We start from the raw sequence: 13,680 nt of genomic DNA, 5'->3' as shown, positions 1-13,680 counted from the left end.
TGGCTATTATCTAGTGGTGAAGGAGTGCAAGCCTTATTTCATCAATTAGCCCCCATTTTTCAGAATCTAACATTAGCAGAGATTCGTAATTCGTCATCATTTTTTTGTTTTTCATCCACGCATTGCAGAAAGGCTTCAGCAGTGCTTATTAGAAATTATGCCGTATCACTTAAAGCAAGAGGATTTATTGATTGATGTAGTGCCAGTTGATAATGATCTAATTGCCCATCATATTTTAGAAAAATTAACATAATCTATGATAAATATTGTCTAAATTCCTTAAAACATCACATCCTGTATCGTAAAATGTGTATAGTTAATCCAATTACTGTGAGAGGTTTATATGACGCAAAGAAATAAATTTAGAACAGGGAAAAGGAAGCATTCTCAACATCATGCTAGTCAGTCAAAAGGGGCACAGGATACCTCTAGTATCCAAGAAGAAACCGTTAAGTTTGCTGAGCAAGTAGATGGCGTAGAAGAGCCTGCTGTTTTAGAACAAATAGAAACACGTCATCCTATTATCGGAGAAACTGTATCATCAGTTCAGCATGACAAGAATAATCATCAGACAATCAATCCGAGTATTACGCTGAAAGAAATTAATAAGCCTAAGAATACTGAAATTGTCACAGAAGCACTCTATGATTTGTCTGATGAAAACGTAGAGCCCGTTGTTGCTGGAGAGGTGCTCAATGAGGGGGATAATGGGGTAGATATGACGAAAACAAAAGATAGTCCAGATCAAGAAAAACAAGAAGTCATTCTTAACGTTACAGAAGAGGTAGGGCAAGAGTTGTCGGGGTCCATATCGTCTGTAGATGAATTGAAAAAAGAGGAAACTATTGAAGTGACAAATGAGAAAATAGAGACAGAAGAAAAAGTAGAGACAGAGGATAAATCATCAGAGAGTGGGGTGGATATTAGAGAAGAAGATAAATCCTTTGTGGAATCTGATTTAGAACAAAAGCAGGGCCAAGACGGTAATACAAGTGCTTCTGTTCCTTCATCAGCGAAGGGTAAAGGTGGATCAAAACTATTTTTAGGTACGGTGTTACTTGCTGCCTTGGCTGGTGGCGGTTATTACTATTATGACCAGTTACAATCTACGCCACCAGAAAGCAGTGCTAACCAATCCACTTCATCAGAAAGTAGTCCTAGTCAATCTACGCAGAGTGAAGCAACAAGCAGTGAAGCAACAAGCTCTTCTTCGATACCTACAGTATCGGAAACACCAAGTCCATCAGTAAGTGCTACATCATCAAGTACGGCAACAAGTTCAGCCGTTCCTAGTACTGCCACTGAGACATCTGAGAACGCAACAATGGTAACAGACTCTACCACAGGGACTACTACTAGTACTGAACCAACTGTAACATCTGAAACTACTGGCGTGGCAGTAAATAACTACAACGGGTAGATGCGACGGAGACTAATAAAGAAGCATCGGCAGACGCTAATAAAGACACAGAAGTAATCGCAGAGTCTACTAAAGAGTCTGTAGATACGTCTAGCACGAGTACAGCTGCTTCAACAAGTACAGGTGACATGGCAAATGCTACTGGCACAAGCAATCCATCTGTAGAAACAGCAACTGTAGATACAGCGACAGAGGCATCTAGTACGGAAGTAAGTAGCAATTCGACACAAACTACCAAGACTACTTCAACAGAGTCAACTTCAGCGACATCCACTACGCCTTCAGCAGATTCTACCACCGTTAATGAAGCAGAAGCGCCTGCCAAGGAAGTCGCCAGTGAGCACAAATTAACGCTAGAAGATCGTTTTATAGAGCAAACTAAACAAATTGCACAACTTACCTTAGAGCTTGAAATGACTAAAAAGCAAGCACAACAGCAGCTTGCTGAAGCGAAAGTTAATCAGTCACAACAATCGTTATTAACTGAAGTAACTCGTTTATTTAATGCGGCAGATTTTGAACGCTCCGTGACGGTTAGTAAAACCAAGACGCTACAAACGTTAGCATTGATTAAGTCAAGTGTAGCTAACCAACCAGAAGCTGTTTGGGCTGGTGTTCGTCAAGCCGTGGAGGAAGATGAGGCGGCGATTAATGCATCTAATGATGTAGATTTAGATAGCACCTATAAAGCGACGCAAGAGCTTGAGAAATTGTTAAAAGTAGCGCCATTTGTGAGTGCAGAAAATAGTTCAGGCACCGCATCTAACTATGAGCCTGAAAAAGTGGCTGTACCAGATACAGAGCAAGGACCTGATAGTACTTGGTTGGACAAGGCGGTTAATCAAGTACAGAAACTACCAGCTGAGGCTTATAATGCTATCCGTTCTGATCTAGGTGGCTTAGTTAAAGTTGAAAAACTATCTAATCCAGATACCGCTTTGCTATCAATAGATGACGTGAATAGGCAAAGAATGGAAACAGCGTTACAGTTAAGTATTGCCCAACAAGCGTTATTAAAACGTGATGAGGGTATTTGGCAAGAGGCATTAGCGAAGGTCGGACGCCAATTAGAGACATATTACAATCTCAATATTGAATCGACTCAACAGGCTGTTGCATTAACCAAGCAGCTACAATCAGTTTCTGTCAAATCAACGTTGCCCGCTTTATCGCATACACAAAGAATACTTGAGCAAGTGGCTCGTGAATTAGGCAAATAATAGAAGGAAAATAGCATGCGATCATTAATTAAATTACTCATATTATTTGGTTTAGTCATTCTAGCCGTATTCTTTTTTAAAGACTTATAACGGTGCTGTCATGCTTATTACAGGTGATGAGAGACGTACGGTTTCATTATTGACGGCATTGATTTCGTTGATTATTTTATTTGCCGTTTTATATGTTATTTTTAGACTGATTGTAAGAGTGTTTTCTGCGCCAAAATATTTTTCAAAATGGTCAGAAAAACGTCGTGAAGTGAAAGATGTCGCTTTATTAGAAAAGGGCTGGATTGAACTATTGGAAGGTAGAACTGATAAGGCAGAGAAAAATTTATTGCGCCTTATTGATAATACTAAAGATGATAATCGTCAGATATTAGCTAGTATGGCGGCGGCTAGGGCGGCGCATGATTTAGGGCATTTTGAGCAACGAGATAAGTTGCTAAAAGAAGCTCGTATTTTGAGTAAAGATAATAATAAACTACAAGCCGCTGTGGCTACTGTTCAAGCCGAATTGCTACTACAGCAAGGTCAAGGAGTACTTGCTCTTGAGCACTTAGAGTTTGTTAAAAGCATTGATAGCAAAAATACCTACGTTCAACAATTATTGTTGTCAGCGTATCGTCAAACCAATCAAACAGTCAAAATGTTTGATGTGGCACGTCAGCTTTATAATAAGAATGTGCTCAGTGATAATGAATTAAATACTCTTGTTGAGCATTATGGTACTTTACATATTGCGTATTCGGATTTTGAAGATGCTCAGAAATTCTATAACAGCTTGTCACGTACTGAAAAAGCTATTCCTGATATTGCCTCAATGATGGCAACACGTTATCAGTATCTTGAAGACTATGCTAAAGAGGGTGAGGTCTTAGAAGTTGCTTTAAATCAGAAATTTGATAATCGATTATTAGCACATTATGTGAAATGTCCAGAGTCTGAGGTTAATACTCGGTTGAATAAAGCACAACAGTGGTTAGCGGCTGATGAGAATAATCCAGAGTTATTAATTGCACTTGGTCAACTTTGTTTGATGGTGAAATTATGGGGACAAGCAGAGCGTTACCTGAATAAAAGTTTAAGCATTCAAGAATCATCAAAAGCACATGCTTTGTTAGGTATTTTGAATGATAAACAAGGACGTCCACAAGAGGCGATGGCACATTGGCGTTTGGCATCTAATACTACAGCCGTCCTTGGCGAAGGTGTATCTTCAGTGCTAGCTGCGGCAGATACTAGTAATGACCCAGCACCTCCTGATGTGAAAGATTCTCGACATTATGATGATCACTTGCTAGCAAATAAAGTCGAAACTATTACACCTAGTTCTGCTTCTAAGCGTTGATTACAGATTATAATTTTTGTTTATTTATTTTTATAAAGGTCTAAAAATGAGTTTAGCTAATGTTCCTGCAGGTTCAAAACTACCTGAAGAATTTAATGTTGTAATTGAAATTCCTATGAATTCTGATCCCGTAAAATATGAAGTGGATAAAGAGACTGGGGCGGTATTTGTAGATCGTTTTATGCTGTACAGCAATGCATTATCCTTGCAACTATGGATATATTCCACAAACATTATCATTAGACGGTGATCCTGTAGACGTGTTGGTTAAGACACCTTTCCCTGTACAAGTCGGCTCAGTGATTAAATGCCGTGCTTTAGGTGTTTTACAAATGGAAGATGAAGCAGGTCAAGATGCGAAATTATTAGCTGTTCCTGTTGATAAATTATACCCAGTGTACAGTAATATCAAATCTGTTGATGATTTACCTGAAGTTGAATTAAAACAAATACAACATTTCTTTGAACACTATAAAGATTTAGAAAAAGGTAAATGGGTTAAAGTAACTGGTTGGGCAGGTCCTGACGCAGCTAAAGAAGAAATTCAAACAAGCGTACAGCGTTACCAAAAAGCTTAAATACATTTGGGATGCTTCACGACTTGTTGAGAAAGGTGTGAATGTAGAAAAACAACTTTGTCCTAGTCGTTGATGATTAAAGACTGGTTTTGTGTAAAGCAAAACTGGTCTTTTTTTTGTTTTCAGATTGATAAATAAATACTTTTAGACACAATTAATAGTTATTTGGTAAGCCATGATGAATACTCATTCTAGTCCCTTAAGAATTCATCAGCTAGAATGCTAATTTACAGTTTTTTTACAAAATTTTAAGGTAAAATCTATGGGTTATTTATTGAGATAATGGCTATAAATGCGATTATTGTGTTGTTAATCTAATTAGAGTATTTACACATGATTAGAATAAAAAAAGGTCTAGATTTGCCTATCGCTGGTAGCCCAGAGCAAAAGATAGTTGGCACTAAGACGGTCACAGAAGTTGCAATATTGGGTGAAGAGTATGTGGGTATGCGTCCTTCAATGAAGGTAGCAGAGGGCGATATTGTTAAAAAAGGGCAAGTGCTTTTTGAAGACAAGAAAAATCCCGGTGTAGTGTATACAGCACCTGTAGCAGGTACTATTAAAGCTATTCTTCGTGGAGAAAAAAGGGTTTTGCAAGCAGTTGTTATTGCTGCGCAAGGAAATGATCAGGTTTTATTTGAAAAGTATACCAGTGATGCACTTTCTCAAATGGCTAATGATGAGGCTCGTCGTCAATTAGTAGCCTCTGGTCTTTGGACGGCTTTTCGTACCAGACCTTATAGCAAGGTTCCCTCTATTGATAGCGATCCTAGCGCTATCTTTGTGAATGCTATGGATACTAATCCACTTGCTGCTGATCCTCAGGTGATTATCGCTGAGAGAGAAAATGATTTTGTAGCAGGTTTAACAGTCATTAGTCGTTTAACACAAAATAAAGTGCATGTCTGTAAAAAGGCGGGGGTCGCTATTCCAACCCCAACCATTGCCAATATGGACGTTCATGAGTTTGCGGGTGTTCATCCTGCAGGCTTGTCTGGCACACATATTCATTTTATTCATCCAGCTAATCTTAACAACATTGTTTGGACGATTAATTACCAAGATGTTATAGCCATTGGTCATTTATTTACAACAGGTGAGATAGATTCGACACGAGTGATTGCTTTAGCGGGTCCTCAAGTGACTAAGCCACGCTTAATTCGTACAGTGATCGGTGCACATATTTCAGAGTTGGTGGCTGGCGAGCTAAATTCAGGCGACAACCGTATTATTGCGGGATCTGTCTTGCATGGTACTAAGGCAGAAGGTCCTCATGATTATTTAGGACGTTACTATTTACAGATTTCGGTGCTCGAAGAGGGTAGAGATAAAGAGTTTATTGGTTGGGTTAAACCAAGCAGTGATAAATATACAATTACCCGTACTACTTTTGGTCACTTTCTCAAAAACAAACTATTTAAATTCACCACAGCAATGCATGGGAGTGAACGAGCCATGGTACCGATTGGTACATATGAGCGTGTGATGCCATTGGATATATTACCAACGTTATTATTGCGTGACCTTATCGTTGGCGATACGGATAGTGCCCAAACCTTAGGTTGTTTGGAATTAGATGAAGAGGATTTGGCTTTATGTAGCTTTGTCTGTCCTGGTAAGTATGAATACGGACCTCTACTACGCAAAGCATTAGAGACGATTGAGAAGGAAGGTTAATCATGGGATTAAAAAAATATTTAGAAAAGATTGAACCTGATTTTTCGCCCGGTGGTAAGAGAGAGCGTTGGTATGTAGTGTATGAAGCTATCGCAACAGCGCTGTATACACAAGGCAATGTAACTCGTCGTGCATTACATGTGCGTGATGTGCTTGATTCTAAGCGCATGATGATCTTGGTATGGTTAGCGCTATTCCCAGCGATGTTCTATGGTATGTATAACGTAGGACATCAGGCAATTTTAGGCTTAACACAAGCCGCGGGCTTATTGGAGCAAAATGTGTCACATAACTGGCACTATGCGTTGGCTCAGTCAATGGGTATTGATATGAGTGCAGAGGCTGGGGTAATGAGTAAGATGGCACTTGGTTCAATCTTCTTTTTACCAATTTATGCGGTAGTGTTTATTGTTGGTGGTTTATGGGAAGTATTATTTGCCATTATTCGCAAGCATGAAATTAATGAAGGTTTTTTTGTTACCTCAATTTTATTTGCTTTGATTCTTCCCCCAACCATTCCATTATGGCAAGCGGCGCTAGGTATTACATTTGGTGTAGTGTTCGCTAAAGAGGTATTTGGTGGTGTAGGTAAAAACTTTATGAACCCAGCTTTAGCAGGGCGTGCATTCTTATTCTTTGCTTATCCAGCGAATATGACGGGTGATACAGTATGGACAGCTGTGGATGGTTTTTCAGGGGCAACAGCGTTATCACAATGGGCTCATGGTGGTGAGGGTGCGCTAAAGCATGTGATTACTGGTCAACCAATTTCATGGATGGATGCTTTCTTAGGTAATATGCCGGGTGCGATAGGCGAGGTTTCGACCTTAGCACTATTAATTGGTGGGGCATTTATCATTTTTGCACGTATTGCATCATGGCGTATTGTTTTAGGTGTCATGATTGGTATGGTTGCTACGTCTCTTTTATTCAATACAATTGGTTCTGAAACAAACCCTATGTTCTCTATGCCATGGCATTGGCATCTTGTATTAGGCGGTTTTGCGATTGGTATGTTCTTTATGGCGACTGATCCAGTTTCTGCCTCATTTACCAATGTGGGTAAATGGTGGTACGGTATTTTAATTGGCGTGATGTGTGTGCTCATACGTGTGGTGAATCCAGCGTATCCTGAAGGTATGATGTTGGCAATTTTATTTGCTAACTTATTTGCCCCAATTTTTGATTTCTTAGTGGTAAAAGCAAATATTAAACGTCGGAGTGCTCGTCATGGCTAAGTTTAATAAAGATAGTTTTGGTGGCACCGTTGCGGTAGTATTAGCCGTCAGTTTATTGTGCTCTATTGTGGTATCGGGTGCGGCTGTTGGGCTAAAAAATACTCAAGATGCACAAAAGGCATTAGATAAACAAAAAAATATTTTACGAGTGGCAGGGCTGTTAGAGGCAAAAACGGATATTCCAAAAGTTTATGCAGAGCGTATTCAACCAAAAATTGTTAATCTAGAAACAGGCGAATACGTTGAGGGCATTCAACAGTTTGATATGCAAGCTGCAGCCAAGGATCCTAAACAAAGTATGGCGATACCTAAAGAACAAGATTTTGCCGGTATTCAGCGTCGAGCTAACTATGCCGAAGTTTATTTGGTTAAGGATGAGGCTAATAAGGTTAATCAAGTCATTTTACCTATCAAAGGTAATGGTTTATGGTCAACGATGTATGGATTAGTTTCTTTAAAAACTGATGGTACAACTGTTAATGGCATTACTTATTATGAACACGGTGAAACGCCAGGTTTAGGTGGCGAGATTTCAAATCCTATTTGGCAGCAGAAGTTTGTCGGTAAACAAATTTACAACGATCAAAAGCAAGTGGCTATTCATATTGGTAAAGGTGCATCGGCAGATACCAAATATGGAGTTGATGCTTTATCGGGAGCTTCCATGACATCAAAAGGTGTGGATAATACATTTAAATATTGGTTCAGCCAAAATGGTTATGGTCCTTATTTAGATAAAATTAAAGCAGGGGCACAATAATGGCAGATACAAAGCGTTTAAAGTATTTATTAACTTCACCGATTGTTGAAAATAACCCAATTGCCTTACAGGTTCTTGGTGTATGTTCTGCATTAGCGGTAACAACAAAACTAGAAACAGCTGTTGTAATGGCTATCTCTGTTAGCTTGGTAACAGGTTTTTCGAGTATGTTTATTTCAATGATGCGTCACTATATCCCTAATAGTATTCGTATCATTGTGCAATTAGCCTTAATTGCTTCTATTGTGACACTCGTGGATCAAGTCTTAAAAGCATATGCATTTGACCTTTCTAAGCAACTCTCTGTCTTTGTTGGTTTAATTATTACTAACTGTATTGTGATGGGGCGTGCTGAGGCGTTTGCTATGAAAGAGCCTCCGCTTGAAAGTCTTTTAGATGGGATTGGTAACGGTTTAGGCTATGGGTGTATTTTGGTTATTGTAGCTACGATACGTGAATTGCTAGGGTCTGGTAAGTTATTTGGTTTTACCATTTTTCAAACTATTCAAAATGGTGGATGGTATCAAACTAATGGCTTATTTTTATTAGCACCGAGTGCCTTTTTCATTATTGGTCTGTTGGTCTGGGCATTACGCACATGGAAACCAGAGCAGGCGGAGAAATAATCATGGAAAACCTTATCAGTATTTTTGTTAAGTCTATCTTTATTGAGAATATGGCACTTTCCTTTTTCTTGGGAATGTGTACTTTCTTAGCTGTATCCAAAAAAGTAACAACAGCATTTGGGCTTGGTGTCGCCGTGACGGTGGTGTTGGCGATTTCTGTACCTGCTAATCAACTAGTCTATTCACTTATTCTTAAGGACGGTGCATTAGTTGAAGGTGTAGATTTGAGTTTCTTAAAATTTATTACCTTTATCGGTGTGATTGCCGCTATTGTTCAAATTCTTGAAATGATTTTGGATAAGTTCTTTCCTGCTTTATACAATGCCCTAGGTATTTTCTTGCCGCTGATTGCTGTAAACTGCGCTATCTTTGGTGGTGTCTCTTTTATGGTTCAACGTGACTATAACTTTGTTGAATCTATTGTTTATGGTACTGGTGCTGGTTTAGGTTGGATGCTAGCGATTGTGGCATTAGCGGGTATTACTGAAAAATTAAAATATGCCGATATCCCTAAGGGCTTAAAAGGGCTTGGTATTACTTTTATTAGTGGTGGACTTATGGCACTTGGTTTTATGTCTTTTTCTGGTATTCAGTTGTAAGGAGAGCATCAGATGGACATTATTTTAGGTATTGTCATGTTCACTGCGGTGATCTTGGCGTTGGTATTGATTATTTTATTTGCTAAATCAAAATTAGTGAGTAGTGGCAATGTCACTATTACTATTAATCATGACCCTAGTAAATCTATTAGTTTACCTGCAGGAGGGAAATTATTAGGTGCCTTAGCTAGTAAGGGTATTTTTGTTTCATCGGCATGTGGTGGCGGTGGCTCATGTGGTCAATGTCGCGTTATTGTAAAAAGTGGTGGCGGGGATATTTTACCTACGGAGCTTTCACATATTAATAAACGTGATGCCAAAGAGGGCTGTCGTTTGTCATGCCAGGTAAACGTAAAAAATAATTTAGATATTGAGCTTCCAGAAGAAGTGTTCGGTGTAAAACAATGGGAGTGTACTGTTATCTCTAATGATAATAAGGCAACTTTCATTAAAGAATTAAAATTAGCCATTCCTGAAGGTGAGGAAGTGCCTTTCCGTGCGGGTGGTTATATTCAAATTGAAGCACCTCCACACACAGTTTATTACAAAGATTTTGATATTCCTGAAGAATATCATGAGGACTGGGACAAATTTAATTTATGGCGCTATGTCTCTACAGTGGATGAGCCTATTGTGCGTGCTTATTCTATGGCTTCTTACCCAGAAGAAAAGGGCATTATTATGCTTAACGTACGTATTGCAACGCCACCACCTAAAGATCCAGATGTACCACCAGGGCAAATGTCGTCTTATATTTGGTCATTAAAACCAGGTGATAAAGTGACAATTTCTGGTCCATTTGGTGAGTTTTTTGCTAAAGATACGGATGCGGAAATGGTATTCATTGGTGGTGGAGCAGGGATGGCGCCGATGCGTTCACACATCTTTGACCAATTAAAACGTTTGAAAACTAAGCGTAAGATTACATTCTGGTATGGTGCACGCTCTAGAAGAGAGATGTTCTATGTAGAAGATTTCGATATGCTAGCCCGTGAAAATGATAATTTTGAATGGCATGTGGCATTATCAGATCCACAACCAGGTGATAATTGGGATGGATATACTGGGTTTATTCATAATGTTCTTTATGAAAACTACCTTAAAAATCACGAGGCACCAGAAGATTGTGAGTTCTATATGTGTGGACCTCCAATCATGAATGCTTCAGTTATTAAAATGTTGAAAGACCTCGGCGTCGAAGATGAGAATATCCTCTTAGACGACTTCGGCGGCTAAGAGGATATTCCGGGTAAACCTCCTCACCAGCTAGTCTGGTGGGATATAAGCGAACAAAGAGAGCGTATATAAAAATCGAAGATTTTATGAGGATTATCAAGATATCAGACGACTTTGGTGGCTAATAAAATAGTTAGATGGGATACCAAATCACAAAGTGATAAAAAAGGCGAGTGAGCGGTCACGAAGCCACAAGTCCATCGCAAGATGGGCAGCCGGTATCCCGTCACTCCCCCCAGTTACGGCTAAAACCCTTTCCCTTATAGTGCTATGTGGCACACAAGAATACGTCTACTATAAGTCAGTAGTTATTAAAAATAATTAAAAAAATACTTAAACTTTCATCAGAAATAGACTTATAAAATCTTCTATAATGGTAGTCTTTTGACTCAAACATAAGTTAATACGATGAAAGTGGTTCCTAGACTTGCCAAAATACTCATGATAGTGCTATGCGTTTCAGTACTCAGTGCATGTTCTGGTTCGGAGAAGCCCGAAATAGTAACCATTGAGGGGAAAACAATGGGTACGACTTATACCGTTAAATATCTCATTGAGGAAGAGAAAAATATCCCTACACCAGAACGTATTAAGCAAGCCTTGGATCAACGGTTGCTCGATGTGAATCAGTCAATGTCAACTTTTATTCCTGATTCAGAGATAAGTCAATTTAATCAATTAGATACAACAAATAAATCATTATCTTCTTCTACTAGTCAAGGCATAGACTTAGTTCCATCGTGGGTATATCAACCAATTTCTGCTGATTTTGCTACGGTAGTCGCAGAAGCGATTCGTTTGAATAAAGTAACCATGGGAGGGCTTGATATTACAGTTGGTCCTCTAGTAAATCTATGGGGATTTGGTCCAGATAAGACTGTGCAAACAATTCCAACAGAAGAACAAATAAAAAATGCTATTAAAAAGGTAGGGATAGAGAAGATAACTCTACAAGAAACTTCCCCTAAGCAATATATCTTAGGGAAGTCTCAAAAAGATGTATATATAGACTTATCGTCTATTGCGAAAGGTTATGGTGTCGATGCATTAGCTGAATACTTACAAAATATTGGTATAAAGAATTACCTAGTTGAAATTGGTGGTGAGTTACGGGCTAAGGGTCATAATGCAAGTAATCATCCATGGAGTATTGGTATAGAGCACCCTGATATGATCCAGCATTCAGCTAATCAATTAGTGATTGGTTTAAAAGATTTGGCTATGGCCACATCGGGGAATTATCGTAATTTTAAAGTGGATGCTCAGGGGCACCGTCTTTCACACATTATTGATCCTAAAAAATTTGAACCAATTAGCCATAACCTGGCATCCATTACGGTTATTCATCCTAGTACGATGACTGCAGATGGGCTATCAACGGGGTTATTTGTCCAAGGTGAAGATAAAGCATTGGAAATAGCTGAAAAAGAGCACTTGGCGATATTTTTAATTATTAGCACAAAAGATGGTTTTGTAACCAAAATGTCTTCAGCATTTACTGATTTACTCAAAAAATAACTTTTATATAGATTTGAAGAGTCATGTATTATCTATAGTGGGAAGTAAATATTCTTTGTGTAAAGACAAATATATAAATTATCATATTCAGTTGAATCTTTATAACCTAATGTAATAGTGTGTATAACTCTTTGAGTTTAATTGAATTGTCATGAAAATCCTATAAACTTCTTCTAGTTATTTGATAACTATTATTTAGTTTTTACTGTAGGAGTCAAGACGATGAAAAAGTCTATATTAACTGTGTTAACGCTTGTGTCTGCTTTAGCTTTAGCTGGTTGTGGTGATGATAATAAAGAAGCACCTAAAGCAGCAGAATCAGCAGCTCCAGCGGCTTCAGCTCCAGCAGCACCTGCTGCTGAGAATAAAACAGCTGCTGCTGATATTGCGCCAGAGTGCGAAGAGTACATCAAAGAAGTTGAAGGGTTAATTGCTAAAAATCCAGCTGCTGAAGCTCAATTTAAAGCTATGTTAGATCAAACTCGTAGTCAAATTGCGACTATTAGTGATAAATCTGTTCAAGCTAATGCTTGCAACCAAGCAAAAGAAGCACTTAAACAAGCTATGCCTAAATAAGGTTCAGCCTATAAAAATAGATAAAAGTACTATCTGTTTGGATAAACCTCTTGCAAATAGCAAGAGGTTTTTCTATTGATACAGTGCTACTTTCGGCGAGCTGCTTTTCAACCAGAATGATCAATAGGTGGTTTTTGACATACACAAGAAAAGTTGCGAGCCAAAATGCCCCACTAGAACTAGTGCGTTAATAAACCTCTTGCAAATAGCAAGAGGTTTTGTTTTTATGGATTTTTATCTTTAAAATTTTAAAGATTGGCATAAATGGGCATTGAATAGGTACAATCATCATAATGAAGAAAAAAGGTTGAACCATGAAAGTTTTTTTGATTACATTTGTATTTTTTATTTTACTTATTGTGGCGATGGCAATAGGCTATATTTTCAAAAAACGTACGATTAAAGGTAGCTGTGGTGGTATTTCGTCTTTAGGCTTACAGAAGGTTTGTGATTGTGATGTTCCTTGTGATACCTTAAAAGCAGAATTAATTAAACATGAAAAACTTTAATTGCTAGCTTGTTTTTGAATAGGAGTGAACTAAAGTGCGATATGCTAGGAAAATCTCTTTATTCAGTCTATTAAGTGTAAGTGTATTGCTTGGTGCCTGTGCAACGCCTAAATTACCAGATGAGTGTGAAACCTATTTAGGTGAGCTAGAAGGGTTGTACAAAATAGTTCCTTCTGATAAGCAAGCGTTATTACCTAAAATCACCAGTGTACGTGACTATATTAGTAAAGTTGATGAGGACTATCAGGCAGGCGTGTGTGTGCTAGGTAGAGAAGCGCTTAAAGGTATTGTTAAATTACTGGCTAAATAGCTTTCCCCTAAAATCAATAGACGATAAAAAAATGGCTAAGTATAGAGAATGAGTAATTCGCT

Annotated in this window: 14 protein-coding genes and 2 pseudogenes; 15 read left to right on the top strand and 1 reads right to left on the bottom strand. The window is 38.4% G+C overall.

Going from position 1 to position 13,680, the window contains the following annotated elements; genetic code table 11:
• Positions 1 to 195: hypothetical protein (locus V757_RS28910; protein WP_218184493.1), on the top strand; the 195-nt coding region annotated here is incomplete at its 5' end.
• A 148-nt stretch (positions 196 to 343) separates the two neighbouring features.
• On the top strand, positions 344 to 1,420 hold the full coding sequence (locus V757_RS21125; RefSeq protein WP_023950840.1) for a hypothetical protein: 1,077 nt from the start codon (positions 344 to 346) through the stop codon (positions 1,418 to 1,420).
• Here V757_RS21125 and V757_RS28440 read toward each other — a convergent pair.
• Complete coding sequence (locus tag V757_RS28440; protein ID WP_147628857.1) at positions 1,386 to 1,568, bottom strand: hypothetical protein; 183 nt, start codon at positions 1,566 to 1,568, stop codon at positions 1,386 to 1,388. The two genes, V757_RS21125 and V757_RS28440, sit on opposite strands and share 35 nt — an antisense overlap.
• Between V757_RS28440 and V757_RS21120 the strand changes: the two genes are divergently transcribed.
• The 13 genes and pseudogenes from V757_RS21120 to V757_RS21065 all read left to right on the top strand — a co-directional run bounded on the left by V757_RS21120 (position 1,549) and on the right by V757_RS21065 (position 13,618).
• Positions 1,549 to 2,640 carry a uroporphyrinogen-III C-methyltransferase gene (locus tag V757_RS21120; protein ID WP_023950838.1) on the top strand — a complete coding sequence of 364 codons (1,092 nt, stop codon included), beginning with the start codon at positions 1,549 to 1,551 and terminating at the stop codon, positions 2,638 to 2,640. The genes V757_RS28440 and V757_RS21120 overlap by 20 nt on opposite strands.
• 85 nt (positions 2,641 to 2,725) lie before the next feature.
• Positions 2,726 to 3,991: pseudogene (locus V757_RS21115) on the top strand (heme biosynthesis HemY N-terminal domain-containing protein); the annotation flags it as partial.
• Positions 3,992 to 4,037: 46 nt separating this feature from the next.
• Positions 4,038 to 4,569: pseudogene (gene ppa / locus V757_RS21110) on the top strand (inorganic diphosphatase).
• 333 nt (positions 4,570 to 4,902) lie between these two features.
• Positions 4,903 to 6,246, top strand: a complete 1,344-nt coding sequence (locus V757_RS21105) for a Na(+)-translocating NADH-quinone reductase subunit A (protein ID WP_023950836.1) — start codon at positions 4,903 to 4,905, stop codon at positions 6,244 to 6,246.
• Between the two features lie 2 nt (positions 6,247 to 6,248).
• The gene (locus tag V757_RS21100) at positions 6,249 to 7,484 is read left to right on the top strand and encodes an NADH:ubiquinone reductase (Na(+)-transporting) subunit B (protein ID WP_023950834.1); all 1,236 of its coding nucleotides are present in this window, start codon (positions 6,249 to 6,251) and stop codon (positions 7,482 to 7,484) included.
• A complete protein-coding gene (locus V757_RS21095; protein ID WP_023950832.1) occupies positions 7,477 to 8,244 on the top strand; it encodes a Na(+)-translocating NADH-quinone reductase subunit C in 768 nt (255 codons plus the stop codon). Before V757_RS21100 ends, V757_RS21095 begins: the two co-directional genes overlap by 8 nt.
• Positions 8,244 to 8,870 carry an NADH:ubiquinone reductase (Na(+)-transporting) subunit D gene (locus V757_RS21090; RefSeq protein WP_023950831.1) on the top strand — a complete coding sequence of 209 codons (627 nt, stop codon included), beginning with the start codon at positions 8,244 to 8,246 and terminating at the stop codon, positions 8,868 to 8,870. The genes V757_RS21095 and V757_RS21090 overlap by 1 nt, the downstream gene beginning before the upstream one ends.
• Positions 8,871 to 8,872: 2 nt before the next feature.
• Positions 8,873 to 9,469, top strand: a complete 597-nt coding sequence (gene nqrE / locus V757_RS21085; protein WP_023950829.1) for an NADH:ubiquinone reductase (Na(+)-transporting) subunit E — start codon at positions 8,873 to 8,875, stop codon at positions 9,467 to 9,469.
• 12 nt (positions 9,470 to 9,481) lie between these two features.
• On the top strand, positions 9,482 to 10,705 hold the full coding sequence (nqrF, locus tag V757_RS21080; protein ID WP_023950827.1) for an NADH:ubiquinone reductase (Na(+)-transporting) subunit F: 1,224 nt from the start codon (positions 9,482 to 9,484) through the stop codon (positions 10,703 to 10,705).
• A gap of 522 nt (positions 10,706 to 11,227) precedes the next feature.
• A complete protein-coding gene (locus tag V757_RS21075) occupies positions 11,228 to 12,223 on the top strand; it encodes an FAD:protein FMN transferase (RefSeq protein WP_218118014.1) in 996 nt (331 codons plus the stop codon).
• Between the two features lie 222 nt (positions 12,224 to 12,445).
• Entirely contained in the window at positions 12,446 to 12,799 is a 354-nt protein-coding gene (locus V757_RS27545; protein WP_052019310.1) for a DUF5339 family protein, read from the top strand.
• Positions 12,800 to 13,113: 314 nt separating this feature from the next.
• Positions 13,114 to 13,308: a (Na+)-NQR maturation NqrM gene (nqrM, locus tag V757_RS21070; RefSeq protein WP_023950823.1), complete on the top strand. Its 195-nt coding sequence runs from the start codon at positions 13,114 to 13,116 to the stop codon at positions 13,306 to 13,308.
• Between the two features lie 34 nt (positions 13,309 to 13,342).
• The gene (locus V757_RS21065; RefSeq protein WP_023950821.1) at positions 13,343 to 13,618 is read left to right on the top strand and encodes a hypothetical protein; all 276 of its coding nucleotides are present in this window, start codon (positions 13,343 to 13,345) and stop codon (positions 13,616 to 13,618) included.
• Positions 13,619 to 13,680 lie beyond the last annotated feature (62 nt).

Origin of the sequence: Pelistega indica, assembly GCF_000506865.1 — a bacterium.
GTDB classification, from domain to species: Bacteria; Pseudomonadota; Gammaproteobacteria; order Burkholderiales; family Burkholderiaceae_B; genus Taylorella; species Taylorella indica.
This window is presented reverse-complemented; position numbering and strand designations above follow the sequence as displayed.